General features: G+C 73.2%; 21 protein-coding genes. 9 read left to right on the top strand and 12 right to left on the bottom strand.

The genetic code is table 11. The features are described from left to right. The first annotated feature begins 68 nt into the window (after window positions 1–68). From ACF1BE_RS08755 to ACF1BE_RS08730, 6 genes are all read left to right on the top strand, one after another. Window positions 69–734 carry an amino acid ABC transporter permease gene (locus ACF1BE_RS08755; protein WP_392198264.1) on the top strand — a complete coding sequence of 222 codons (666 nt, stop codon included), beginning with the start codon at window positions 69–71 and terminating at the stop codon, window positions 732–734. Beyond that, window positions 731–1,624 (top strand): amino acid ABC transporter permease, encoded by an 894-nt coding sequence (locus ACF1BE_RS08750; RefSeq protein WP_392198263.1) that lies wholly within the window; start codon window positions 731–733, stop codon window positions 1,622–1,624. The genes ACF1BE_RS08755 and ACF1BE_RS08750 overlap by 4 nt, the downstream gene beginning before the upstream one ends. Before the next feature lie 177 nt (window positions 1,625–1,801). Next, a complete protein-coding gene (locus ACF1BE_RS08745; protein ID WP_392198262.1) occupies window positions 1,802–3,406 on the top strand; it encodes an FAD-dependent monooxygenase in 1,605 nt (534 codons plus the stop codon). Next, the gene (locus ACF1BE_RS08740; protein WP_392198261.1) at window positions 3,363–3,569 is read left to right on the top strand and encodes a putative leader peptide; all 207 of its coding nucleotides are present in this window, start codon (window positions 3,363–3,365) and stop codon (window positions 3,567–3,569) included. The genes ACF1BE_RS08745 and ACF1BE_RS08740 overlap by 44 nt, the downstream gene beginning before the upstream one ends. Before the next feature lie 72 nt (window positions 3,570–3,641). After that, entirely contained in the window at window positions 3,642–4,187 is a 546-nt protein-coding gene (locus ACF1BE_RS08735) for a cysteine dioxygenase (protein ID WP_392198260.1), read from the top strand. After that, a complete protein-coding gene (locus ACF1BE_RS08730) occupies window positions 4,184–4,624 on the top strand; it encodes a rhodanese-like domain-containing protein (RefSeq protein WP_392198259.1) in 441 nt (146 codons plus the stop codon). Before ACF1BE_RS08735 ends, ACF1BE_RS08730 begins: the two co-directional genes overlap by 4 nt. Before the next feature lie 91 nt (window positions 4,625–4,715). On the opposite strand, the gene ACF1BE_RS08725 is transcribed toward ACF1BE_RS08730, so the two are convergent. The 5 genes from ACF1BE_RS08725 to ACF1BE_RS08705 all read right to left on the bottom strand — a co-directional run bounded on the left by ACF1BE_RS08725 (window position 4,716) and on the right by ACF1BE_RS08705 (window position 11,511). Then, window positions 4,716–7,244: an FtsX-like permease family protein gene (locus ACF1BE_RS08725; RefSeq protein ID WP_392198258.1), complete on the bottom strand. Its 2,529-nt coding sequence runs from the start codon at window positions 7,242–7,244 to the stop codon at window positions 4,716–4,718. Between the two features lie 166 nt (window positions 7,245–7,410). Continuing rightward, window positions 7,411–8,370, bottom strand: coding sequence for a recombination regulator RecX (gene recX / locus ACF1BE_RS08720; RefSeq protein WP_392198257.1), 960 nt, complete (start codon window positions 8,368–8,370; stop codon window positions 7,411–7,413). Between the two features lie 3 nt (window positions 8,371–8,373). After that, window positions 8,374–9,501: a recombinase RecA gene (recA, locus tag ACF1BE_RS08715; protein WP_392198256.1), complete on the bottom strand. Its 1,128-nt coding sequence runs from the start codon at window positions 9,499–9,501 to the stop codon at window positions 8,374–8,376. A 404-nt stretch (window positions 9,502–9,905) separates the two neighbouring features. Continuing rightward, on the bottom strand, window positions 9,906–11,039 hold the full coding sequence (locus tag ACF1BE_RS08710) for an AI-2E family transporter (RefSeq protein WP_392198572.1): 1,134 nt from the start codon (window positions 11,037–11,039) through the stop codon (window positions 9,906–9,908). 277 nt (window positions 11,040–11,316) lie between these two features. After that, window positions 11,317–11,511, bottom strand: coding sequence for a DUF3046 domain-containing protein (locus tag ACF1BE_RS08705; protein WP_392198255.1), 195 nt, complete (start codon window positions 11,509–11,511; stop codon window positions 11,317–11,319). Window positions 11,512–11,591: 80 nt separating this feature from the next. Here ACF1BE_RS08705 and ACF1BE_RS08700 point away from each other — a divergent pair, with 80 nt between their 5' ends. From ACF1BE_RS08700 to ACF1BE_RS08690, 3 genes are all read left to right on the top strand, one after another. Continuing rightward, a complete protein-coding gene (locus ACF1BE_RS08700) occupies window positions 11,592–12,536 on the top strand; it encodes a hypothetical protein (protein ID WP_392198254.1) in 945 nt (314 codons plus the stop codon). A 372-nt stretch (window positions 12,537–12,908) separates the two neighbouring features. Beyond that, on the top strand, window positions 12,909–17,963 hold the full coding sequence (locus ACF1BE_RS08695; protein WP_392198253.1) for an ATP-dependent helicase: 5,055 nt from the start codon (window positions 12,909–12,911) through the stop codon (window positions 17,961–17,963). Window positions 17,964–18,198: 235 nt separating this feature from the next. Then, window positions 18,199–19,044 carry a DNA-formamidopyrimidine glycosylase family protein gene (locus tag ACF1BE_RS08690; protein WP_392198252.1) on the top strand — a complete coding sequence of 282 codons (846 nt, stop codon included), beginning with the start codon at window positions 18,199–18,201 and terminating at the stop codon, window positions 19,042–19,044. A gap of 90 nt (window positions 19,045–19,134) precedes the next feature. Here the strand turns inward: ACF1BE_RS08690 and ACF1BE_RS08685 are convergent, their stop codons facing one another. From ACF1BE_RS08685 to ACF1BE_RS08655, 7 genes are all read right to left on the bottom strand, one after another. Next, window positions 19,135–19,410: a hypothetical protein gene (locus ACF1BE_RS08685; protein WP_392198251.1), complete on the bottom strand. Its 276-nt coding sequence runs from the start codon at window positions 19,408–19,410 to the stop codon at window positions 19,135–19,137. Between the two features lie 137 nt (window positions 19,411–19,547). Continuing rightward, window positions 19,548–20,018: a Dps family protein gene (locus tag ACF1BE_RS08680; protein WP_392198571.1), complete on the bottom strand. Its 471-nt coding sequence runs from the start codon at window positions 20,016–20,018 to the stop codon at window positions 19,548–19,550. Between the two features lie 199 nt (window positions 20,019–20,217). After that, complete coding sequence (locus ACF1BE_RS08675; RefSeq protein ID WP_392198250.1) at window positions 20,218–20,589, bottom strand: helix-turn-helix domain-containing protein; 372 nt, start codon at window positions 20,587–20,589, stop codon at window positions 20,218–20,220. Window positions 20,590–20,698: 109 nt separating this feature from the next. After that, window positions 20,699–21,244 carry a CinA family protein gene (locus ACF1BE_RS08670; protein WP_392198249.1) on the bottom strand — a complete coding sequence of 182 codons (546 nt, stop codon included), beginning with the start codon at window positions 21,242–21,244 and terminating at the stop codon, window positions 20,699–20,701. Next, window positions 21,241–22,011 carry a CDP-diacylglycerol--glycerol-3-phosphate 3-phosphatidyltransferase gene (gene pgsA, locus ACF1BE_RS08665; RefSeq protein ID WP_392198248.1) on the bottom strand — a complete coding sequence of 257 codons (771 nt, stop codon included), beginning with the start codon at window positions 22,009–22,011 and terminating at the stop codon, window positions 21,241–21,243. The genes ACF1BE_RS08670 and pgsA overlap by 4 nt, the downstream gene beginning before the upstream one ends. Beyond that, window positions 22,008–23,480 (bottom strand): 30S ribosomal protein S12 methylthiotransferase RimO, encoded by a 1,473-nt coding sequence (gene rimO, locus ACF1BE_RS08660; RefSeq protein WP_392198247.1) that lies wholly within the window; start codon window positions 23,478–23,480, stop codon window positions 22,008–22,010. The genes pgsA and rimO overlap by 4 nt, the downstream gene beginning before the upstream one ends. 91 nt (window positions 23,481–23,571) lie before the next feature. Beyond that, the gene (locus tag ACF1BE_RS08655) at window positions 23,572–24,408 is read right to left on the bottom strand and encodes a helix-turn-helix domain-containing protein (protein ID WP_392198246.1); all 837 of its coding nucleotides are present in this window, start codon (window positions 24,406–24,408) and stop codon (window positions 23,572–23,574) included. Window positions 24,409–24,557: the final 149 nt, after the last annotated feature.

Genomic DNA, 24,557 nt, shown 5'->3' with positions numbered 1-24,557 from the left:
CCCGGGGATGCGCCGTCCGTGCGGGCGGCGCGTCCGGGCATCCCCAACACGCGGAAGCGCGGGAGATCGTGTTCGACATTTTTGAGGGTTACGACGCACTGGGAGCCTTCTGGACGACGGTACAGCTGGCACTGCTGTCCGCCGTGGGTTCCCTGGTCTGGGGCACCTTGCTGGCCGCCATGCGGGTGGGCCCGGTGCCGCTGATGCGCGGGTTCGGCACCGTCTACGTGAACATCGTGCGGAACATCCCGCTCACGGTGATCATTCTGTTCTCCTCGCTCGGCCTCTACCAGACGCTGGGCGTCAGCCTCGGATCCGACCAGACGGACACGGTCAACTTCCGGTTGGCGGTGCTGGGTCTGATCGTCTACACGTCGGCCTTCGTGTGCGAGGCGATCCGGTCCGGCATCAACACCGTGCCGGTCGGCCAGGCGGAGGCCGCGCGGGCCATCGGCCTGAGCTTCAGCCAGGTGCTGTTCCTGGTCGTGCTGCCGCAGGCCTTCCGGGCCGCCGTCCTGCCGCTCACCAACGTCCTGATCGCCTTGACGAAGAACACGACGGTGGCGGCGGCGATCGGCGTCGCCGAGGCGGCGCTGCTGATGAAGAACATGGTCGAGAAGGAGGCGCAGCTGCTGCTGATCTCCGCGATCATCGCCTTCGGCTTCTGCTGCCTGACCCTGCCGACCGGCCTGATCCTCGGCTGGGTGGGCAAGAAGGTGGCGGTGAAGCGATGACCTCGGTCCTGTACGACGCCCAGGGGCCGCGCGCCAAGCGGCGCAACGTCCTTTTCACGGCGCTCTTCGTAGTCGCGTTCGCGGCCGTCGGCTGGTGGGTGTACTCGGCCCTCGACGACAAACACCAGCTGGACTGGGTGCTGTGGAAGCCGTATCTCAGCGGCTCCGAGGCCTACACGACGTACATCTGGCCCGGCCTGGAGAACACGCTGAAGGCCGCGGCCGCGGCGATGGTCATCGCCCTGCCGCTGGGCGCCGTCCTCGGCATCGCGCGGCTCTCGGACCACACGTGGATCCGCGTCCCGGCCGCGATCGTCGTCGAGTTCTTCCGCGCCATCCCGGTACTGGTCCTGATGATCTTCGGACTGGCCCTGTACTCCCAGTACACGAACGTCACTTCGGACGACCGTCCGCTCTACGCGGTCGTCACCGGCCTGGTGCTGTACAACGCCTCGGTGCTCGCCGAGATCGTCCGCGCGGGCATCCTCGCCCTGCCGAAGGGTCAGTCCGAGGCGGCCATGGCGATCGGTCTGCGCAAGAACCAGGTGATGCGGCTCGTCCTGCTGCCGCAGGCGGTCACCGCGATGCTCCCGGCGATCGTCAGCCAGCTGGTGGTCATCGTGAAGGACACCGCGCTCGGTGGCGCCGTCCTCACGTACCCCGAGCTGCTCGCCTCGGCGAACACCGCGAGCGGCTACTACGGTGCCAACACCATCGCCTCGTTCACGGTGGTCGCCGTCATCTACGTGGTCATCAACTTCTCGCTGACCTCGTTCGCGAGCTGGCTGGAGGGCCGGCTGCGGCGGCGCAAGAAGTCGACCGGCGCGGTGCTCGGTGCCCAGGACGTGGCGGACATCACGGGCACCACGGCGACGGGAATCGCGGCCTGACACCCGATCAGACCCGAATGCACCACCAGGAGGCAGTGGCGTGATCGCCACTGCCTCCTGTCGCTTGACGCAAACTCTGCCAATGGGTTGCATACCTCGTGTGATCGTGCACCCCGCTCCACCTTCCTGTTCACTCGTCTCCGTCAGGGCATCGTCACGGGCAGGGGGCGCCGCGTCATGGACCCGGTGATCATCGTCGGAGCGGGGCCCGTCGGGCTCACGCTCGCCCTGCTGCTGGCCCGTCAGGACGTCCCCGCCCTCGTCCTGGACGAGGGCCCCGGCAAGGACGAACCCCGTCCGGCGCGCACCGTCGTCCTGCGGGAGGACACGGCCGCCCTGCTGGAGCGGCTGACCGGGGTCGCGCTCGCGGAGCAGGGCGTGCGCTGGGCCGGATGGCGGTCCCTGCGGCGCAAGCAGGTGATGAGCGAGGTCGCTTTCGACGAGGCCGGCCCCTCGGCCCCGCTGCACATCGCCCAGCACGTTCTCACGAACGCCCTGCGCGCGGCCCTGGCCGACGAGCCGCTGGTACGGGTGGTCGCCGACAGCCGCCTGGACGCGATCGAGCAGGAGCGTTCCGGCGTCACCGCGCGCACCCGCGGCACCGGCGGCACCTGGTGGCGGGGCAGTTATCTGGCCGGCTGCGACGGCCCCCGCTCGACCGTGCGCAAGCTCCAGGACATCCGCTTCCCTGGCCGTACGGCGGTGGAGCGGCACGCGGTCGCCGCACTGCGCGTGGAACTTCCCTGGGAGGCTCACGCGTTGCTTCACCGGATGCCCCCGTGGCGGCAGTCCGGGCCCCCGGCCGGGGAGGTGACCGCCCGCCCCCTCCCGGACGGTGTGTGGCGCCTGGACTGGCTGCTGCCGCCGGGCAAGGACCTGGTCACGCCCGAGGTGCTGCTGGCCCGCGTCCGCGAGACTCTCGCGGGCTGGTCGGGCGGCTCCACGCCGGTGTACGACCTGCTCGACACCGGTGTCCACACGGTGCACCACCGCCTCGCCCGCCGGTGGCGCGCCGGCCGGGTCTTCCTCGCCGGGGACGCGGCGCATCTGCTCGGCGCGCTGGGCACGCAAGGGCTCGACGAGGGTCTCCGGGACGCCGACAACCTGGCCTGGAAGCTGGGCGCGGCCTGGCATCACGGCCCGCACGAGGCCCTGCTGGACAGCTACCAGACCGAGCGGCGCGCGGTGGTCGCCGCCCGGCTGCGCGCCGCCGACCAGGCGCTGCCGGTGCTGCGCGGCGGAGGCGGGCTGCGCCACATCGTCCCCGGCGCGGCCCGGAGTCATGACGCGCTGCTCACGGACGGCCATCTGGGGCGCGGTCCGCTGGGCGGGCCCGGGTCGTACGCCGGCTCGCCGCTCGCTCCCGGGCAGCTGGCGGCGGAGATCGCGGTCGACACCCTGCCCGGCGCGCCGGTGGCCGATGTCCGGGTCACGGCGGAGGACGGGTCCTTCGTCCGGTTGCGCGACCGGCTCGGCCGTGGTGCGCTGCTCGTCGTCCTGATCGCGCCCGGCACGGGTGTCTGGGACCGCAGACACTGGGTGTCCGCCGGGGTGATGCCCCGGCTGGCGGCGGCCGTGACCGCGCTGCCGCACCCGGCCGAGCTGCTGGTCGCCGAGAGCTACCCGGGTGCGCCGGCGCACAGCGTGCTGCTCGTACGCCCCGACGGTCACCTGGTCACGGCCCTGGGCGGGGTCCGCCCGGCCGACCTGTACGCGGCGGCCGAGGCCACGCTGGGCGGTGCGGCGAAGGAGGGGGCGGAGGCCGGTTCCGGCGCGCGCTGACCGCGCGCCCCTCACCCTCGGTCCACAGGGTGACTGTCGGTTGACCGCAGTGCGGCGGCGTGCTGTACTCCGGATCGTGACCGACACCTGTGTGCGCCTGTGGCGGAGGGTCCATATGGACCTCGTCCGCTACGCGGGCTGCGTGTGTCGCCCGTCCTGCTGAATTCGCGTTCTTCCCCCCTTTCCGGGCGCCGTCGCGCGCCCGTGTCCGCGAACCTGCTCCAGGACGGTGCACGTGTCTGTCCCCTCCCCCTCCCTGCCCGCTGCCGCGTCCCCTGTCGCCGCCGCGGCACCCACCCAGGCCGACCTCCTCGACTTCGCCCGGCGCACGGCCGCCGACGCGGAACTGATCGCCTCCCTGCCGCTCGACCCCGAGGGCCGCACCTGGGTGCGGCTGGAGGGACCCGGCGGCAGCGAGGCCTGGCTGATCGGCTGGCCGCCGGGCACCGGCACCGGCTGGCACGACCACGCCGACTCGGTCGGCGCGTTCGTCACCGCCTCCGGCGACCTCACGGAACACTCCCTCGCCGCCCGGCTGCCGACCGACGGCTGGAAGACGCTGGAACTCACCGAGGGCGTGGACCGCACCCGGCGGCTGTCCGCCGGGAAGGGCCGCGCGTTCGGCCGGCACCATGTGCACGAGGTGCTCAACGAGTCCCGTGACCGACACGCGATCTCCGTCCACGCCTACCACCCGCCGCTGCCCCGCATCCGCCGTTACAGTCGCACCGGCCAGGTGCTGCGCCTGGAGCAGGTCGAACGCCCGGAGGACTGGCAGTGAGCGGCACCATCGAGCAGTCGCAGGCGACGGGCGTGCCGGGCGGACCGCCGCTGGGCATCGACGACCTCCTGGACCGCGTGCGGGCGGGCTACCGGCGCATCGGGGCACGTGAGGCGTACGACGCGGCTCAGGCCGGTGAGGCGCTGCTGGTGGACATCCGGTACGCGGCCCTGCGGGAGCGCGACGGGCTGATCCCGGGCGCCCTCGTCGTCGAGCGCAACGAACTCGAGTGGCGGCTGGACCCGCGTGGCAGCCATCGTGTCCCGCAGGCCACGGGGCACGATGTGCGGGTCGTCGTCGTCTGCAACGAGGGTTACGCCTCCAGCCTCGCTGCCGCGTCCCTGCACCAACTGGGCCTGCACCGGGCGACGGACCTGGTGGGCGGCTTCCAGGCCTGGCGCGCGGAGGGGCTGCCGGTGGAGCCGGCGCGCCCCTGAGCCACGCGTCGGCTGTGCCTCACGCGCGGCGGTGAACCCCGCGGACCGGCCGGGGGTTCACCGCCGCGCCGGCCCACGGGCGGTGCCGGTGCTACTCCTTCGCCGTGGCCACGGTCACCGCCCGCACCCGGAGCACCGTGCGTCCCGGCACCGCGGCGGCCACGAGGGCGAGGAGACCGGCGACCGCGACGACGGTGGCGTAGAGCAGCGGGGTCACCGTGGGGGCCGCCCGGCCCGTCATGCCGACGCTGAACGCTGTGAGCACGGCGAGCGCGATACCGCTTCCGAGCGAGGTGGCCAGAAGCAGGACGGACAGCACCTCGGTCCGCAGCATGCGCAGCACCTGACGGCGGGTCGCGCCGGCGAGGCGGAGCAGGGCGAACTCCCGGACACGCTCGGCGACCGACATGGTGAGCGTGTTGACGACGGCGATGGCCGTGAACGCCAGGACCAGTCCCATGGCGAGGTAGTTGACCTCGGCGTTCGTCTGCTGCCGGTCGGCCTGGAGGGCGTCGGCGGCGGCCGGAGAAAGAATCCGTATTCCCGGGAACTCACGGAGTGTAGTCGCGAGTTCTGTCTGTGTACGGGCGGTGCGGACGAGGACGGAGGAGGCGAGCGGGTTGTCGACGTGTCGGGCCACGAGGTCGTGGGCGAAGGTGAGATCGCCGAAGCCGAGACCCCGGGCGTAGACGGCGGCGACGGTGAGCGTGGCGGGCGTGCCGTCGCCGAGTGTGAGCTTCAGGGTGCTTCCGGGCCTGACGTGCTGCTGGCCGGCGGCCAGTTCGCTGACCGCTACGGTGCCGGGGCCGAGCCGGCCGAGGGAACCATCGGTGACCAGCGGGTCCCAGGTGCGGGTGAGGCCCTCCGGGGTGACGCCCTGCGCCGGGTACTTGTCGAGTCCGACGCGCACGGTCGTGCGGACCACCTCGGTGACGGTGTCGTGCCGGGCGCGCAGCCGCTCGGCGGCCTCACCGGGGACGCCTGGGCCCCGGGCGGCGACGACCCAGTCGGCCCGGACACCTTCGCGGACCTGCGTGCGGGCCGCGTCCCCCAGGGTGGACTGCACGAACAGGACGGTGCAGGTCATGCCGATGAGCAGGGTGAGGGGGGTGACGACCGAGGCCATGCGGGCGGCGTTGCCGCGCAGGTTGGCGGTGGCGAGCCTGCCGCCGTGACCGGTGAGCCGGAGGGGGCCGGCGAGCAGCAGCGCGGCGGCCTTGACCAGGAGGGGGCCGAGCAGGGCTACGGCGGTGGACAGGACGACGACGGCGAGGAAGGTCACGGGAGTCGAGGCGGGCTCGGCGCGCAGGAAGGTGAGGACGACGACGAGGACGACTCCGCCGGAGAGGAACAGCAGCCCGGCGGCGATCCGGCCCCAGGCCGGCCGGGCGCGCTCGGCCCTCGCTTCGGTGAGGGCCTCGGCCGGACGGATCCGGGCGATTCTGCGGGAGGCGATCCGGGCCGCGGTCCAGGCACCGAGCAGGGTGGCGGCGAGAGCGACGAGCGGCGGGAAGACACCGACGGCGCGCTCCAGCGTGTCGGGTACGGCGCCCAGGGCGACGAACCGGGCGTACAACCAGCCGCCCAGCGGCAGCCCGAGGAGTGCGCCTGCCGTGCCCGCCGCCGCGCCGACGATCAGCGCCTCCCGGCCGAGCAGGGCGCGGATCTGCCCGGACGTGGCGGCGATGGCCCGCAGCAGGGCGAGTTCCCGGTGGCGCTGCTGGACGGTCAGCGCGAAGGTGCCGACGACGACGAGCACCGCCACCAGCAGCGACGTGCCGCCCATGGCGCCGCCCATGCTGACCAGCCGGGTGCGGGCGGCAGCCGCGTCCAGGAACTCGACGGGCCCACGGGCGTCGCCGGTGCTGACCTGGGCCGTGGTGCCGTGCAGCGCCCGCGCCACGGCCCGGCGCACCTGTTCGGGATCCGCCCCCTTCACCGGCAGCACACCGAAGGCGGTGACCTGCCCGGGGTGCGCGGCCAGCCGGCGGGCCTCGGCGGCGGAGAAGAACAGGGACGTCTGATGGCGTACGGCGGTGGCCGGGGCGGCGATGCCGGTGACGCGGTAGCTGCGCGGGGCCTGCGTGGTCTGCACGGTGAGCCGGTCACCGGGGCGCAGCCGGGCCCGCGCGGCGAGGGCACCGTCGATGACGAGGTCACCTGCGGTCTCGGGGGCACTGCCCGTGGTCAGCCGGTACGGCGTCAGCGCGGCGGACTCCCAGGCATGACCGTAGGCCGTACGGCCGGCGGTGCCGGCTGGGGTCAACGGCTGTGCCAGGAAGGTGAGTTCTGGGACGACCCGGGCCACGCCGGGGGTGCGGGCGAGGGTGCCGCGCAGGTGCGCGGGGAGCCAGGCCCGCTCGGCGATGGGTTTCGCCTTGTGCTTGACCTTGGTCTTGCCCTTCTTGTGCTTGACGGTGGTCCGGTGGACGTACTGGTCGGCGGAGACCACGACGGGAGCGGCGGCGTAACGCTCGGTCCGGATGGTGCCGCGCAGGCCGGTGTCGAGCAGGGTGCCGCACGCGGTGATCAGAGCCGCGGCGCACATCAGGGCGAGGAAGGCGCCGAGAAATCCGGCCTTGCGGGCGCGGACCGTCTGCAGGGCGTAACGCAGCATCATGGGGACGGGCTCTCTTCTGTTGTACGCATCGGCGGTGACGTGCGCTGGGCGCGCGTACAGACTCGCCGGTGCGGGTGTGGGAGAGCACTGCGGCGGCCCGGCGTCCTCGGCGGGGGCTAACCCCACCCCGACGCCGGTCCCCGCCGGCCGGTCCCGGAGGGCCGCGTCAGAAGAGGTCCCCGCCCCCGAGGAACTCCGTGTCCTCGCCCTCTTCCTCCAGGGCCTGGCGGACGATGCGGAGGGCCATGCCCTCGGAGTAGCCCTTGCGGGCGAGCATGCCGGCGAGGCGCCGGAGCCGTTTGTCCCGGTCGAGGCCGCGCGTGGCGTGCAGTTTGCGGGCGACGAGTTCGCGGGCGGTCGCCTCCTCCTGCTCGGAGTCGAGCTGGGCGACGGCCTCGTCGATCAGCGCCGAGTCGACCCCCTTGGTGCGCAGCTCCCGGGCGAGTGCCCGGCGGGCGAGCCCGCGGCCGTGATGCCGGGACTCCACCCAGGCGTCCGCGAAGGCACCGTCGTCGATGAGTCCGACCTCCTCGAACCGGGAGAGCACCTCGTCGGCGACGTCGTCGGGGATCTCCCGCTTGCGCAGGGCGTCCGCGAGCTGCTTTCGGGTGCGCGGGGTCCCGGTGAGCAGGCGCAGGCAGATCGCCCGCGCCCGCTCAGCCGGGTCCCCTGAAGACTCCCCCCGCTCGGCCCTCGACGAGGGAAGGGCGTCTTCGTCCCCACCGGGCGCGTCCCCGAAACCGCGCCGCCGGCCACGCCCGCCGCCGTCACCCCGCGAGCCGTCACCCCGCGGGCCGCCGAAGGCTCCGGCGCCACGGCCGGGCGAGCCGGCCCTTCGCGGCCCACCGTCCGCGGACTCCGGGTGGCCACCGCCGTCGCCCCCGTGTCCGCCGGTGGCCCCGTACGCGTCGGATCCGCCGTGGACGTCGCGCCCGCCGTACTCGCCGTACGCCCCACGCTCCCCGGGCTCGCCGTAGCCGTCGTCCGGATACCCGCCCCGGTGTCCGTCGCCGCGGTGCCCGTCGTCACCGTCCGTGGCGGAGCCCGGCCGGTCCCCGGTGCCCCTCCCCCGAGGGGCGCCGTGGGAGGCGTACTCGTACTCGGCCCAGTCGGTTCGTCGTGTCACGGGTCAGCTCTTGGCTGCGGCGGCCTTGGGCTTGGCGGCCTTGGCGGCTGCCGGGGCGGGCACCGACTTGGCGTCGTCGGCCGCCGCGGTGGTGACCGCCGCGTCCGCGCCCGGCTCCACGGCGGGCTTCTCCGGCCGGACGCCCACGCCCAGCTTCTCCTTGATCTTCTTCTCGATCTCGTCGGCCAGGTCGGGGTTGTCCTTCAGGAAGTTGCGCGCGTTCTCCTTGCCCTGCCCGAGCTGGTCGCCCTCGTACGTGTACCAGGCGCCGGCCTTGCGCACGAAGCCGTGCTCCACGCCCATGTCGATCAGGCCGCCCTCGCGGCTGATTCCGTGGCCGTAGAGGATGTCGAACTCGGCCTGCTTGAAGGGCGGCGCGACCTTGTTCTTGACGACCTTGACGCGGGTACGGTTACCGACCGCGTCGGTGCCGTCCTTCAGCGTCTCGATACGCCGGATGTCGAGTCGCACCGAGGCGTAGAACTTCAGCGCCCGGCCACCGGTCGTGGTCTCCGGGGAGCCGAACATCACACCGATCTTCTCGCGGAGCTGGTTGATGAAGATGGCGGTGGTCTTGGACTGGTTGAGCGCGCTGGTGATCTTCCGGAGCGCCTGGCTCATCAGACGGGCCTGGAGACCGACGTGGCTGTCGCCCATCTCACCCTCGATCTCCGCGCGCGGGACGAGCGCCGCGACGGAGTCGATGACGATCAGGTCGAGGGCACCGGAGCGGACCAGCATGTCCACGATCTCCAGGGCCTGCTCGCCGTTGTCCGGCTGGGACAGGATCAGGTTGTCGATGTCGACGCCGAGCTTCTGCGCGTACTCGGGGTCGAGGGCGTGCTCCGCGTCCACGAACGCGACCTGGCCGCCGGCCTTCTGGGCGTTCGCCACCGCGTGCAGGGTCAGGGTCGTCTTACCGGAGGACTCCGGTCCGTAGACCTCGATGACACGGCCGCGCGGCAGGCCGCCCACGCCGAGGGCCACGTCCAGCGCGGTCGACCCGGTCGGGATGACCTCGATGGGCTCCTTCGACCGATCGCCCATGCGCATGACCGCGCCCTTGCCGAATTGCCGTTCAATCTGTGCGAGCGCGGCGTCGAGCGCCTTCTCGCGGTCGGTTCCTGCCATGGGTTCCACCCGGTTTGCTTGAGTCGATCGCTTCACGTCAAAGACGCTAACGCCTGCCACTGACAATGCGCCCCGACGCAGGCCCAGCCTGTGGATAACCGAGGGGCATCTGCCCTCGAACCGGGACATGGTCGCCCCACCGAAAGCCTCGCCTGAGCCTCCATATGAATGGATGTTCGATTTTTGTGTCAAGCTCACCACGCGGGCCGGGCAGGGCTCCCGCAGGGTGGCTCAGTGGCCTCGGCCGACGCGCCCCGTGCGACCGTGCGGCCGCGGCCGGGCGACCACGGCGGCCCGTTGCGACCACGGCGGTCAACCGCCGGTACGTGGCGGTCACGGCCGGTCTGTCGCGGTCACCGCCAGTCCGTCGCGGCTACCGGCCCCGTCGCGGTCACCGCCCCGCCTTACGGCCGCTCCTGCGCGCCGGAACGGCCGGACCACAGCCGTCGGACGCGCGTGAGCGTTCCCGGACCGCCCGGCCGGCCCCGGTGCCCGTGCACCCGGGGGTCGTCCGTGACGGCGTACCGCTTCACGTACGCCCCGAGGAACGCCTGGAGCGTGGCCACCGCGGGGATGGCGATCAGCGCGCCGACCGCACCGAGCAGTGCGGTGCCCGCGATGACGGAACCGAAGGCGACCGCCGGGTGGATGTCCACCGTCTTGGCGGTCAGCTTGGGCTGGAGCATGTAGTTCTCGAACTGCTGGTAGACCACGACGAAGGCCAGCACCCACACCGCGTACCAGGGGTTGACGGTGAACGCGATCAGCATCGGCAGGGCGCCCGCCAGGTACGTCCCGATGGTGGGGATGAACTGCGAGACCAGGCCGACCCACACACCGAGCACGGGCGCGTACGGCACGCCCAGGGACTCGAGCAGGATGTAGTGCGCGACCCCGGAGATCAGTGCCATGAGGCCACGCGAGTAGAGATAGCCGCCCGTCTTGTCGACGGCGATCTCCCACGCGCGCAGCACCTCGGCCTGGCGGGCGGGCGGCAGGACGGAGCACAGGGCGCGGCGCAGCCGGGGGCCGTCGGCGGCGAAGTAGAACGAGAACAGTCCGATCGTCAGCAGCTGGAAGAGGCCGCCGAGGACCTGCGCGGACACGTCGAGGACACCGGCCGCGCTGTTCTGCGCGTACTTGCGCAGCCAGTCGGAGTGGAGCAGGCCCTCCTGGACGTCCACCCGTTTGAGTTCCGTGTGGAAGGAGTTGTTGATCCAGTTGATGAGGGAGTCCAGGTAGTCCGGGAAACCCTCGATCATCTTGATGATCTGACCGGCCAGCATCGACCCGAGCAGGGTGACGAAACCGGCGGCGATGACGGTCAGCCCGAGGAAGACCAGAAAGGTGGCGAGCCCCCTGCGCATCCCGCGGGCCGCCATCCGGCTCACCGCCGGCTCGATCGCGAGGGCCAGGAAGAACGCGATCAATATGTTGATCAACAGTGCGGTCAACTGGTGGAAGGCCCAGCTGCCCAGCTGGAACGCGGCGATCAGCGCGAGCGCGAGCACCATGGCGCGCGGCAGCCAGCGCGGCATCCGGCCGGCCGGAGCGACGGCCCCGGAGGCCGGAGCCCGGCCGGGTGGTGTCGTCGCCGGTGCCGCGTGCCGGTCGGACGGCGCGGACGGATCGTCGCCGTCCGCGGGCGGTGCCAGGTAGTCCTCGTCAGTCGGTGCCACGGACCAAGTCTCGCCCACGTCACAAGCAGCCGGTGCCCGTGGGCGGCCTTCGTGACAGATCAGTGCCGTACCGCCGGTGTCCCCACCGGCCCCGGCCCCCGCGTCCGCGGCATTCCGGCCGGTCGGTCAGGGTCCGTCAGCGTCTCTCACCGGGCACGCTCATGACCGCGCAGACCACGCGCCACACGTCCTTGGCCTCCCAGCCGGCGTCCAGTGCCTCGTTCACCGTGCGTCCGCCCAGCTCGGACATGACGTGATCACGCGCGAAGGTGTCGGCGTACTCCCGACCGAAGTGTTCCGCCATCCGCTGCCAGAAGACCGTCAACCGCATGACCCCAGTATCCCGCCCCTGAGTGTGGGCCCTGGCCCGGAGTGCCTTTCGAGACCGCTTTCCGTCCTACGGTCTGACCCATGCCCGAAACAGGAGTCTCCCCGCTCCCCTCCACGCCCCCGGCGCGCTCCCCGCTCCTCCGCGCCGAGCAGTTCGTGTGGCTCACCGCGCGCGTCCTGGAACAGCGCCTCTTCGCCTACCACTTCCTGCACGGCACCCCGGACGCGGTGGAGGCGGCACTTGACGCCTACCGCAACGAGGACGGCGGTTACGGGCACGCGCTCGAACCCGATCTGCGCGGGCCCGTCAGCCAGCCCCTGCACACCGCGCACGCCCTGCGCGTGCTGGACGCCATCGGGCGGTGCGGCGGGCAGCGGGTGGAGCGCGTGTGCCGCTACCTGACCTCCGTCTCCACCCCGGACGGCGCGCTGCCGGCCGTCCACCCCGGCCAGCGCGGGTATCCGACGGCGCCGTTCGTCCCGGTCGTCGACGACCCGCCCAGCGAGCTGCTGGCCACCGGACCGGTGGTCGGTGTGCTGCACCGCAACGCGGTGTGGCACGCGTGGCTGTTCCGGGCCACCGACTTCTGCTGGCAGGCCGTGGAGTCCCTGGAGAAGTCCCACCCCTACGAGGTGGAGGCCGCCATGACCTTCCTGGACTCCGCTGCCGACCGCCCGCGCGCGGAGGCCGCCGCCGGCCGGCTGGGCCGCCTGGTGCGGCAGCAGCGGCTCGCGGCGCTGGACCCCGGCCGTCTCGACGCGTTCCCGGTCGCACCCGGTTACGCCCCGGGCGAGCACCACTTCCCGCACGACTTCGCCCGCAGCCCGGACTCGCTCGCGCGCGCGTGGTTCACGGATGACGAGATGGCGCGCTCGCTGGACCATCTGGCGGCCGAGCAGCAGGAGGACGGCGGCTGGCCCGTCCGGTGGCGCCAGTGGGCCCCGGCCCCCGCGCTGGAGGCGCGCCCCCTGGTGACGATCGAGGCGCTGCGCACGCTGCGGGCGCACGGCCGCTTCGTGGGCTGACCGGTCGGGCGCACGTCCTCCTCGTCGGCCGGCCGGTCCAGGGCGCCGTAGGTGCCGGCCGGGCGCGCCGGCCGGGCCGGGGTGGCCGCGGCCCGGCGGAACAGGCGCGGGCCGACCTGGCCCACCGGGTGGGCCCGGCCCCCGCCTCGGCCGCCGACGGCCCGTACGCCCGCGTGACCACCACTGCCGCGACGTGACCACCACTGCCGCGACGCGCCGACCGCGGGGTGCGGTGCCGTGACCGTGGCACCCGCCGCGCCCTCCGCGCCGCCTGCCCGCACCGCGGCGGGCGCCGGCGGGGCACAGGAACCTCACTGGTCCTGATCTGCCCAGGTCAGAGCGATTGTCAGTGGGCGGGTGCAGGATGGACGCATGGTCAGCTCCGCACACCGAGCCCTGGACGGCTTCTCCCCCGCGACCCGCGGCTGGTTCACGGGGGCGTTCTCCGCGCCCACCGCGGCCCAGGCGGGCGCGTGGCAGGCCACCCGGGAGGGCTCGGACGTGCTGGTGGTCGCCCCGACCGGCTCGGGCAAGACGCTGGCCGCGTTCCTCGCCGCCCTGGACCAGCTGGCCTCGGCCCCGCCCCCGGCCGACCCGAAGAAGCGCTGCCGGGTGCTGTACGTGTCTCCGCTGAAGGCCCTCGCGGTCGACGTCGAGCGCAATCTGCGCAGCCCGCTGACCGGCATCCGCCAGGAGTCCGTGCGCCTGGGCCGGCCCGAGCCGGAGATCCGCGTCGGCATCCGTTCCGGCGACACCCCGCCCGCCGAGCGCCGCGCGCTGTCCACGCGCCCGCCTGACATCCTCATCACCACTCCCGAGTCGCTGTTCCTGATGCTGACGTCGGCCGCGCGTGACGCGCTGGCCGGCGTGGAGACGGTGATCCTGGACGAGGTGCACGCCGTCGCGGGCACCAAGCGCGGTGCGCACCTCGCGCTCTCCCTTGAGCGGCTGGACGAGCTGCTGCCGAGGCCCGCCCGCCGGATCGGCCTGTCGGCGACCGTGCGCCCGGTGGACGAGGTGGCCCGTTATCTGTCGCCGCGCCGCAAGGTGGAGATCGTCCAGCCGGAGTCCGGCAAGGAGTTCGACCTGTCCGTGGTCGTCCCGGTCGAGGACATGGGTGAGCTGGGCGGCGCCCCGGCGGCCGACGCGGCCGGGGGCGGGGAGCGGCCGTCGATCTGGCCGCAGGTGGAGGAACGGATCGCCGACCTGGTCCAGTCCCACCGCTCCACGATCGTCTTCGCCAACTCCCGCCGGCTGGCCGAACGGCTGTGCAACCGGCTCAACGAGATCGCGTACGAGCGCGCCACCGGCGAACCCCTGGACGAGCACCACTCCCCCGCCCAGCTGATGGGCGGCTCGGGCGCGGCCCAGGGCGCGCCCCCGGTGATCGCCCGCGCGCACCACGGCTCGGTCTCCAAGGAGCAGCGCGCCCTGGTGGAGGAAGACCTCAAGGCGGGCCGGCTGCCCGCGGTGGTCGCCACGTCCAGCCTGGAACTGGGCATCGACATGGGTGCCGTGGACCTCGTCGTGCAGGTCGAGTCCCCGCCCTCGGTCGCCTCGGGCCTCCAGCGCGTGGGCCGCGCGGGACACCAGGTCGGCGCCGTCTCCACGGGTGTCGTCTTCCCGAAGTACCGGGGGGACCTCGTGCAGGCGGCCGTGGTCACCGAGCGGATGCGCTCGGGCGCCATCGAGTCCCTGAAGGTGCCCGCGAACCCGCTGGACGTGCTCGCGCAGCAACTGGTCGCCATGACCGCGCTGGACACCTGGCAGTACGACGACCTCCTCGCCGTGGTCCGCCGCGCCGCCCCGTTCGCCTCCCTCCCCGAGTCGGCGTTCACGGCCACGCTCGACATGCTCGCGGGCCGCTACCCGTCGGACGCGTTCGCCGAGCTGCGCCCGCGCGTGGTCTGGGACCGGGTGGCCGGCACGGTCACCGGCCGGCCCGGCGCCCAGCGTCTCGCCGTCACCTCCGGCGGCACGATCCCGGACCGTGGCCTGTTCGGCGTCTTCCTCGCCGGCTCCGACCCCAAGAAGGGCGGCGGCCGGGTCGGCGAGCTGGACGAGGAGATGGTCTACGAGTCCCGGGTGGGCGATGTCTTCACGCTGGGCACGAGTTCCTGGCGCATCGAGGACATCACACGCGACCGCGTCCTGGTCTCCCCCGCGCCCGGGGTGCCGGGCCGGCTGCCCTTCTGGAAGGGCGACCAGCTCGGCCGCCCGCTCGAACTGGGCCGCGCGGTCGGCGCGTTCCTGCGCGAGATCGGCTCGCTGTCCAAGGACGACGCCCGGCTGCGCCTGCTCACCGCGGGTCTGGACGCCTGGGCGGCGGACAACGTGCTGTCGTACCTGGACGAGCAGCGCGAGGCCTGCGGCCATGTCCCGGACGACCGCACGATCGTCGTCGAACGGTTCCGTGACGAGCTGGGCGACTGGCGCGTCGTCGTGCACTCGCCGTTCGGCGCCCAGGTCCACGCCCCCTGGGCGCTCGCCCTCGGCGCCCGCCTGTCCGAGCGGTACGGCATGGACGCGCAGGTCATGCACGCCGACGACGGCATCGTGCTGCGTCTGCCCGACGCCGACCTGATGGGCCTGGACCTGCTCGACCGGGAGCCGGTGAAGACCGGCACCGAGTACGACGGCGACCAGGCCCCGGTCGGCGCGGCGGACGTCGCCTTCGACAAGGGCGAGGTCGACCAGGTCGTCACCGACCAGGTCGGCGGCTCGGCGCTGTTCGCCTCCCGGTTCCGCGAGTGCGCCGCCCGCGCGCTGCTGCTGCCGCGCCGCACCCCGGGCAAGCGCACCCCGCTGTGGCAGCAGCGCCAGCGGGCGGCCCAGCTGCTCCAGGTGGCGAGCGAGTTCGGTTCTTTCCCGATCGTCCTGGAGGCGGTCCGCGAATGCCTCCAGGACGTCTTCGACGTTCCCGGGCTGGTCGAGCTGATGGGCGACCTGGAGTCCCGCAGGGTACGCCTGGTCGAGGTCACCACCCCGGAGCCGTCGCCGTTCGCCCGCTCCCTGCTGTTCGGGTACGTCGCCCAGTTCCTGTACGAGGGCGACTCCCCGCTGGCCGAGCGCCGCGCCGCCGCGCTGTCCCTGGACTCACGGCTGCTGGCCGAGCTGCTGGGCCGGGCGGAGCTGCGCGAACTGCTCGACGCGGAGGTGCTGACCGAGCTGGAGCGCGAACTCCAGTGGCTCACGGAGGACCGCCGGGTCAAGGACGTGGAGGGGGTCGCCGACATACTGCGCGTGCTCGGCCCGCTGACCGACGCCGAGCTGGTCGCACGGGGCGCGGACCCGCAGTGGGCGCGGGAGCTGGCCGGCGCCCGCCGGGCCATCAGGGTGCGGATCGCGGGCGCCGAGCACTGGGCGGCGATCGAGGACGCGGGCCGGCTGCGCGACGCGCTCGGCACGGCGCTGCCGGTCGGTGTCCCCGAGGCCTTCACCGAGCCGGTCAAGGACCCGCTGGGCGACCTCCTCGCCCGGTACGCCCGCACGCACGGTCCGTTCACGTCGGCCACGGTAGCGGCCCGCTTCGGCCTGGGTGTCGCGGTCACGGAGGGCGCCCTGCACCGGCTCGCCGCCAACGGCCGAGTCGTCCAGGGCGAGTTCCACCCGGCGGGCATCGGCCAGGAGTGGTGCGACGCGGCCGTACTGCGCCGCCTGCGCCGCCGCTCCCTGGCGGCCCTGCGGCACGAGCTGGAACCCGTGCCGCCGCCCGCGCTCGCGCAGTTCCTGCCGCAGTGGCAGCACATCGGCAAGGGCCACGGGCTGCGGGGCATCGACGGACTGGTGCGCGCCGTGGAGCAGTTGCAGGGCGCCTCGGTGCCGGCCTCCGCGCTGGAGAAGCTGGTCCTGCCCTCCCGCGTGGCCGCCTACACCCCGTCGATGCTCGATGAGCTGACCGCGGCGGGTGAGGTGGTGTGGGCCGGAGCGGGCGCCCTGCCCGGCAAGGACGGCTGGGTCTCCCTCTACCTGGCCGACGCGGCGCCGCTGCTGCTGCCGTCACCGCACCCGCTGGAGCTGAGCCCGCTCCACCGGTCCGTCCTCGACGCCCTCTCCGGCGGCTACGGCCTGTTCTTCCGGCAGATCGCCGACCAGGTCCGGGCCACCACCCACCCCGAGGCCACCGACCCGCAACTGGCCGACGCGCTGTGGGACCTGGCCTGGTCGGGCCGGCTCACCAACGACACGCTGGCGCCGATGCGCTCCCTGCTGGGCTCGGGCCGTACCGCGGGCTCGACCGCGCACCGTGCCAAGCGCAGCGTCCCGCGCGGCCGGTACGGCTCCCTGACGGCCGCGGCGCGCACCGCCTCCCGCACCGGCCCGCCGACCGTCGCCGGCCGCTGGTCGCTGCTGCCCGCGGCCGAGCCGGACGTCACCGTGCGCGCGCACGCGCTGGCACGCACGCTCCTGGACCGGCACGGCGTGGTCACGCGCGGCGCGGTCGCCGCGGAGGGTGTCGAGGGCGGCTTCTCGGCGGTGTACCGGGTCCTGTCCGTGTTCGAGGAGAGCGGCCAGGCCCGGCGTGGTTATGTGGTCGAGGGGCTGGGCGCGGCCCAGTTCGCCATGGACGGCGCGGTGGACCGCCTGCGTGCGGTGGCGAACGCCCGCGAGCGGTCCCAGGGGCTGCCCGTCCCGGCCGGTCACAGTGGCCTCGTGGCCCCGGGTGGCGCGAACGGCTTCGCCGACTCGGGTTTCCCGAACCCGTTCGATGCGCCCTTCGGCACAGCCGACGGCACCCTGCACGGCCACACACCTCCCGGCGCCTTCGACGGGGCCGACGGCGGTCTCGCCCACCCGGGCCTGGACGGCGACTTCACCTGGCCGCCGGAGGACGGCCCCACCGCCGCCGGCGACCGCGTCCCGCCCCGCGACCTCGCCGACCCGTTCGCCTCCCCCGGCTACGGCGGCCCCCGCGGCGGCGGCCCCGCCCCCTACGCCGCCGGTCCCGGTGGCTCACGCTCGTACGGCTCCGCTCCGTTCGGCCCGGCCGCGCACCGGGGCCGGGGCAACGGCCGTACGGACGCCCCGGCACCCGACCCCCGCGCTGTGGTCCTCGCCGCGGCCGACCCCGCGAACGCCTACGGCGCCGCACTCCCCTGGCCGGAGCCGCCGACCGGAGCCGGGCACAAGCCGGGCCGCAAGGCGGGCTCACTGGTCGTCCTGGTGGAGGGCGAGCTGACGCTGTACATGGAGCGCGGCGGCAAGACACTGCTGGCCTGGCCCGCCGACCCGGACACCGACGTCCCGGACGACCACCGTCTGGGTACGGCCGCCGAAGCGCTGGCCGCGGCGGCCCGCGCGGGTTCACTCGGCACGGTCACGGTCGAGCGGATCAACGGCGTCCAGGCCCTGACCTCGCCCGTGGGCACCCTCCTGGAGACGGCGGGATTCGTGGCGACACCACGCGGCCTGCGCCTGAGAGCCTGACCGGGACCGCGCCGCCACGCACCGCTCCGCCGCGGTGACCGACCCCATGCCCCGAGCCACCCCACCCAACGCGACCGACTTCGGCCCCGCCCCACAGACGCCGGACCCGACACCGTCCCACCCACCTGCCCCACACACCCCTGGATCGACACCGTCCACCCACCCCCAGACCCCGGACCCGGCGGCGCTCTCCCACCCCGCCGTGGCAGCGCCGAGCGCGTGGCACTCTTGACGCATGCCCGAAGGTGACACGGTCTGGCAGGCCGCGCGACGGCTGCACGAGGCCCTCGCGGGCAAGGCGCTGACCCGGAGCGACTTCCGGGTGCCGAAGTACGCGACGGTCGACCTGGCCGGCCGCACGGTGCTGAACACGATCCCGCGCGGCAAGCACCTGCTCACCCGGTTCGAGGGCGGTCTGACCCTGCACACCCATCTGCGCATGGAGGGAGCGTGGAAGGTGTTCGGCACGGGCGAGCGCTGGCGGGGCGGACCGGCCCACCAGATCCGCGCGGTCCTCACCACCGCCGACCGCGCGGCCGTCGGCTACCGCCTTACGGTCCTGGAGCTGCTGCACACGGCCGACGAGGAGCGGGCCGTCGGCCACCTCGGCCCCGATCTGCTCGGCCCGGACTGGAACCCCGATCGCGCGCTGGCCAACATCCTCGCGGACCCCGCCCGCCAGCTCGGCGAGGCCCTGCTCGACCAGCGCAACCTGGCCGGCATCGGCAACGTGTACAAGAGCGAGCTGTGCTTCCTGCTCGGCGTGACCCCCTGGCTACCGGCCGGCACACTCCCCGGGGACCGCGCCGAGAAGCTGCCCCTCCTGGCCAAGAAGCTGCTGGAGGCGAACCGCGACCGCCCGGTCAGGCAGACCACCGGCCTGCACCGGCAGGATCTGTTCGTCTACGGCCGCGCGTCCCGCCCTTGCCTGCGTTGCCACACCCCCGTGCGGGTGGCCGACCAGGGCGACGGCTCCCAGGAGCGGCCCACCTACTGGTGCCCCACCTGCCAGACGGGCCCCGCTCCCGCACCGGGCTCACCGCAACGCTGGCGCGAGAAGTACCCCCGCCGCACCGGCTGACCACCCGGACCGGCACCCGGCACCCTCCGCAGGCCTCTCATCGACCGACGCCGCCGGATTTCGGCACTGCCCGTACCGGACCGTCAGCGCTCACGACGGGTCGGACAGCTCGCCCGGACAGGACTGCGGCGCCGTGGTGATGTCGCCCGCCCGCCAGGCGGCCTGCCAGCGGCCGGCGGGCACGGCCCCGGTCGCGCGCCGCTTGGGCGCGCAGTGCACGGGCAGCACGCTCAGCCCCCAGCCGCCCGCCACGACGGCGCCTTCCAGCACGCCCGGGCCTTCGCCGACGGCGAGCCGCAGCACGGCCCACCACCAGGCCGCGCCGCATCCGAGCGCCACCCCGTAGCGCACTATCCGCCCCACCATGCCCGCCACCACCTCCAGCCGGACGCTAGACCGTCGCCCGTCCCGCTCGGGAGGCGCACCACGGGCTCACCGAAGCAACGCCGCACCACTCGGTCCACGGACGGCCCGGCAGGGGGCCGCCGTCCTGCGGCGAGCCGCTACGCGTGCTCCGCCTGGAACATCCAATGATGTTTCTCCAGGTCGGCGGTGATGCCGATGAAGATGTCCTGGGACACCGGGTCCGCCTCGCCGGTCGCGTTCACCCGCTCCCGCATGCGGACGATCACCGCGCCGAGCGCGTCCACCATCGTGCCGACCGCGTCCGTGTCCTTGATCCATCCCGCCGGAGCGGTGCCGATGCCGCTCCCGGAGGCCACCGAGGCGGCGCGCCCGTCGGGCGGAACGCCCAGCGCCGAGGCGCGCTCGGCCACGGTGTCGGAGTGGGTGCGGGCCGAGGCGACCACGTCGTCGAGCTGGAGGTGGACGGACCGGAAGCGGGGCCCGACGACGTTCCAGTGGATCTGCTTGGCGACCAGGGAGAGGTCCACCAGGTCCACGAGGGCGCCCTGGAGCGCCTCGGACACGGTCTTCAGGGCCGCGTCGGCCAATGGGCTCTTCACGACGTACATCCGCTTCCTCCGGTGCTTCGGCCCCGTCACGTCCCTCCACGATGACCGCACCGCCCGACTCCGGCAAACGGACGAAGGGCCCCGGGCCCCGCGCGGAGCGCATGACAAAACGGAAGCCCCGGCCGGCTTCCCAGTGGTCACTGGGATGAGCCGGCCGGGGCCTCACTCGTATCGGGTTGCCGGGTCGCGTACACGCACCCTAGGCGGCGACCACGTCCACGGCCTCCGAGGGTGCCTTGATCGTCACCCGTTCCGGTGGCACGCCGGTCACCGAGACGGCACCCAGCATCGGCCGGACCGGCGCGGGCACGTGCTCGGCCGCGGCGGACTGTGCCAGTTCGGCGAGCGCCAGTTCGTCGCTCACTTCTCGCATGAGTTCCGACATCCGTACGTCCAGCGCGTCGCAGATGGCGGCGAGCAGCTCGGAGGATGCCTCCTTCTGCCCCCGCTCCACCTCGGAGAGATAGCCGAGTGAGACTCGGGCGGACGAGGAGACTTCGCGCAGAGTACGGCCCTGGCGTTGGCGCTGCCGACGCAGCACGTCACCCAGCAGGCGACGGAGCAGAATCATCGGTGGCTCCCTCCTCGGACCGCGTAGCCGCATCCTTCTCGCCCCACCGTACCGCCTCGCGCCGCGGCCGTGCGGGGAGCGATGTCGTGTTCACTCAGGGCTGCAAACATCAAAACCCCCCGTTCCGTTCCGTATCCTGTGCCCGCTCATTCCCGGTCTGTTCGCCCGCAAGCCGCTCCAGAAGCACTGCGAGTACGCTCCGTACACTCTCCATACGAATTTCCGCACGGCTGCCGTTCAACCGCAGACCCTCGACTTTTCCGCCACCGGCAGAACCGGCCCGGGCGGTGCAAGGCCCGTCCACGGCGACGTACACCGTCCCGACGGGCCGGCCGTCCTGCGGGTCGGGGCCGGCGACCCCGGTGGTCGCGATGCCCCAGTCGGCTCCCAGCGCCTCGCGGACTCCGGCCGCCATCTGCGCCGCGACCTGCGGATCCACCGCTCCGCGCTGAGCCAGCAGAGTGGCGTCCACGCCCAGCAGCCGGTGCTTCAGCTCGGTGGCGTAGGCGGTGACCGAGCCCCGGAACACCCGGGAGGCCCCGGGCACCCCGGTGATCTCCGCGGCGACCAGACCACCGGTCAGCGACTCGGCGACGGCGAGGGTCTCACCCCTCACTGTCAGTAGTCGCACCAGTTCGGTGGCCCCGGAACTCACGCTTCCTTCTCCTCCAACGCCGCCGAGCGCTCGGCGATTCCCTGTCGCCGCAGCACAATGGCTTGTCTTACGTAGTCGAGGCCGGTCACGACCGTGAGGACGACCGCCGCGGCCATCACCCAGAACCTCGAGGTGGCCAGCCACCCCGTCAGCGGCAGGACGTACATCCCGACGGCCACGCCCTGGATGAGCGTCTTGAGCTTGCCGCCCCGGCTGGCGGGGATCACGCCGTAGCGGATGACCAGGAAACGCAGCAGGGTGATGCCGAGTTCCCGGCCGAGGATGACGGCCGTGACCCACCACGGCAGATCGCCCAGGGCCGACAGACAGACGAGCGCCGCCCCCATGATCGCCTTGTCGGCGATGGGGTCGGCGATCTTGCCGAAGTCGGTGACCAGGTCGTACGTGCGCGCCAGATGCCCGTCGAACAGGTCGGTGATCATGGCGATGGCGAAGCACGCCCAGGCCAGCGAGCGCCAGGCCGGGTCATAGCCGCCGTCGGCCAGCATCAGAGCCACGAAGCCGGGCACCAGGACCAGCCGGAGCATCGTCAGCAGATTGGCGACGTTCCAGACGCTGGCCTGGTTGACGGCCGCGGCCGCGATCTTCCCGCCGCGAGCCGGCTTGCCGCCGCCCTCGGGGGCCGTGGCCGGACCAGAAGCAGAACCGGAGACCTCGGACGTGACGCCGTCGGCAGCGGCGGCGGTGCCCGGTGCGCCCTGCGCGCCGGAGGAGCCGCCCGCGGCGGATGCCGGGACTCCGGTCATCTGCCCGCCTCCTCACTACACGCGAGCGAGCCGGTCAGCGGCTCGGCGACCAGGTCGACACCTTCCGTACCGACCACCTTCGCCTCGACCATACGTCCGACCCTCAGGCCGGCGCCGCTCGTGAGCAGGACGTGGCCGTCGGTCTCCGGGGCCTGGTGCTCGGCACGGCCGTGGACGCCCTCCTCCTCGTCGACGGACTCCACCAGGACGCGCACGGTCTCGCCGACGCGCTCCTCGGCACGCTGCGAGACGAGCTCCTCGGCGAGCCGGGAGATCCGCGCCAGCCGCTCGGCGACGAGGTCCTCGTCCAGCTTGTTCTCGTACGTCGCCGCTTCCGTGCCCTCCTCGTCGGAGTAGCCGAAGACGCCGATGGCGTCCAGCCGGGCGCCGTTCAGGAAGCGCTCCAGTTCGGCCAGGTCGGACTCGGTCTCGCCGGGGAAGCCGACGATGAAGTTGGAGCGCACACCGGCCTGGGGTGCCTTGCCGCGGATGGTGTCGAGCAGCTCGAGGAACCGGTCGGTGTCGCCGAAGCGGCGCATGGCGCGCAGCACGTCGGGCGCGGAGTGCTGGAAGGACAGGTCGAAGTAGGGCACGACCTTCGGGGTGGAGGTCAGCACGTCGATCAGGCCCGGGCGCATCTCGGCCGGCTGGAGGTAGCTCACCCGCACCCGCTCGATGCCGTCGACCTCGGCCAGCTCCGGCAGGAGGGACTCCAGCAGGCGGATGTCACCGAGGTCCTTGCCGTAGGAGGTGTTGTTCTCGGAGACCAGCATGACCTCCTTCACGCCCTGCTCGGCCAGCCAGCGGGTCTCGTTGAGGACGTCGCTGGGGCGGCGGGAGATGAAGGAGCCGCGGAAGGAGGGGATGGCGCAGAACGAGCATCGCCGGTCGCAGCCCGAGGCGAGCTTGACCGAGGCGACGGGCGCCCCGTCCAGCCGGCGGCGCAGCGGCGCACGGGGGCCGGAGGCGGGCGCGACGCCCTCGGGGAGGTCGGCCGGACCGTGTCCGGGCAGCGCCACCGCCGCGGCCGATTCCTGTCGCTCGGCGGGGCTGATCGGCAGCAGTCGGCGCCGGTCGCGCGGGGTGTGGGCGGCGTGGATGCCGCCGGAGAGGATGGTCTGGAGGCGGTCGGAGATGTCCGCGTAGTCGTCGAAGCCGAGCACGCCGTCGGCCTCGGGCAGCGCCTCGGCCAGCTCTTTGCCGTACCGCTCGGCCATGCAGCCCACGGCCACGACGGCCTGGGTTCTGCCGTGGTCCTTGAGGTCGTTGGCCTCCAGCAGGGCGTCGACGGAGTCCTTCTTGGCGGCCTCCACGAAGCCGCAGGTGTTGACCACGGCGACGTCGGCGTCCGCGGCGTCCTCGACGAGCTGCCAGCCGTCCGCCTCCAAACGGCCTGCGAGCTCCTCGGAATCCACCTCGTTACGAGCGCAGCCGAGAGTGACGAGTGCGACGGTACGGCGTTCAGGCATGGGCTCAAGACTACTTCGTCCCGATGACACCCCACGTCGACGGGGTTGGCCGAGCGCGGCCGACTCCGTCACATCCGCGCCGCGGGGCAGGTCAGCCGGCCACCGGGTCGCCCTTGGTGTAGGTCAGCCGCTCCACCGCGCCGGGCTTGAAGGTGTCCTCGATCTTCTTGCCGTTGACGTACAGCTCGATGGCGCCCGCGTCGCCCAGAATCAGGTTGATCTTGGAGCTGTCCTGGAACGTCTTCGACTCGCCCTTCTTCAGCAGCCCGTCGAAGAGCATGCGGCCGTTGTGGTCCTTGGCCGAGATCCAGCTGCGCCCGCCGGGCGCGCTGACCTGGACGGTCACCTTGTCCTGGGGGGCGGCGGCGATGGCACTGTCGGAGGGCTCACCGGTCGGCGCGGCGGGCTTCGCCTTCTTCGGCGTCGCCGAGGCGGTCTTGCCGGCAGCCGGCGTGGCGCCCTCGGCGACCTGCGTCCGGGAGCCGCCGTCGCCGCCCTTGACGGCGGTGAACCCGACGAAGCCGATCACCACGACGATCGCGGCGACCATGGCCGCGGTCCAGTTCGGGCCGCGGCGCTCGGGCCGGATCCGCTCCGCCTCGAACATCGGTGCGGCGGGGGTGGGCGCGGGGCGGCCACCGTGCTCGGCGTCGTACTGGGCGATCAGCGGACCGGGATCGAGGTGGACGGCCCTGGCCAGCGTGCGGATGTGCCCCCGGGCGTACACGTCGCCGCCGCAGGGGGTGAAGTCGTCCGCCTCGATGGCGTGCACGATGGCGATGCGGACGCGAGTGGCGCTGCTGACGTCGTCCACCGTCAGCCTGGCCGCGATCCGCGCCTGCTGCAAGGCACGGCCCACGGAGGGCCGGGCCTCGTGGGACTCGTCTGGGATCGGACGCTCGTCTTCAGGAGAGTTGCCGAGGGACACGGGGGCGCCTTTCGAGCGTGTAGCCACCTGTGCTGGAAGCTCAGTCTAGGGGGGGTACGAAAGGGTGGGGCAAGCGGGCGGCGGGACTTTGTACGCCATCGGATCGGCCCGGAACACCGAGGGCTGACGGGCAGGTACCCCGGGATGGG

The organism is Streptomyces sp. NPDC014991 (assembly GCF_043080665.1).
Lineage (GTDB): Bacteria > Actinomycetota > Actinomycetes > Streptomycetales > Streptomycetaceae > Streptomyces.
Note: the sequence above shows the minus strand (reverse complement) of the source record. Positions and strands in the feature narration are given on the sequence as shown.

Bases quoted from the DNA above. Each gene is read 5' to 3' on its own strand.
- ACF1BE_RS08750 (WP_392198263.1), top strand. From the start codon at position 731: ATGACCTCGGTCCTGTACGACGCCCAGGGGCCGCGCGCCAAGCGGCGC.
- ACF1BE_RS08745 (WP_392198262.1), top strand. From the start codon at position 1,802: ATGGACCCGGTGATCATCGTCGGAGCGGGGCCCGTCGGGCTCACGCTC.
- ACF1BE_RS08725 (WP_392198258.1), bottom strand. From the start codon at position 7,244: ATGATGCTGCGTTACGCCCTGCAGACGGTCCGCGCCCGCAAGGCCGGA.
- recA (WP_392198256.1), bottom strand. From the start codon at position 9,501: ATGGCAGGAACCGACCGCGAGAAGGCGCTCGACGCCGCGCTCGCACAG.
- ACF1BE_RS08710 (WP_392198572.1), bottom strand. From the start codon at position 11,039: ATGCCGCGCTGGCTGCCGCGCGCCATGGTGCTCGCGCTCGCGCTGATC.
- ACF1BE_RS08705 (WP_392198255.1), bottom strand. From the start codon at position 11,511: ATGCGGTTGACGGTCTTCTGGCAGCGGATGGCGGAACACTTCGGTCGG.
- ACF1BE_RS08700 (WP_392198254.1), top strand. From the start codon at position 11,592: ATGCCCGAAACAGGAGTCTCCCCGCTCCCCTCCACGCCCCCGGCGCGC.
- ACF1BE_RS08695 (WP_392198253.1), top strand. From the start codon at position 12,909: ATGGTCAGCTCCGCACACCGAGCCCTGGACGGCTTCTCCCCCGCGACC.
- ACF1BE_RS08690 (WP_392198252.1), top strand. From the start codon at position 18,199: ATGCCCGAAGGTGACACGGTCTGGCAGGCCGCGCGACGGCTGCACGAG.
- ACF1BE_RS08685 (WP_392198251.1), bottom strand. From the start codon at position 19,410: ATGGTGGGGCGGATAGTGCGCTACGGGGTGGCGCTCGGATGCGGCGCG.
- ACF1BE_RS08680 (WP_392198571.1), bottom strand. From the start codon at position 20,018: ATGTACGTCGTGAAGAGCCCATTGGCCGACGCGGCCCTGAAGACCGTG.
- ACF1BE_RS08675 (WP_392198250.1), bottom strand. From the start codon at position 20,589: ATGATTCTGCTCCGTCGCCTGCTGGGTGACGTGCTGCGTCGGCAGCGC.
- pgsA (WP_392198248.1), bottom strand. From the start codon at position 22,011: ATGACCGGAGTCCCGGCATCCGCCGCGGGCGGCTCCTCCGGCGCGCAG.
- rimO (WP_392198247.1), bottom strand. From the start codon at position 23,480: ATGCCTGAACGCCGTACCGTCGCACTCGTCACTCTCGGCTGCGCTCGT.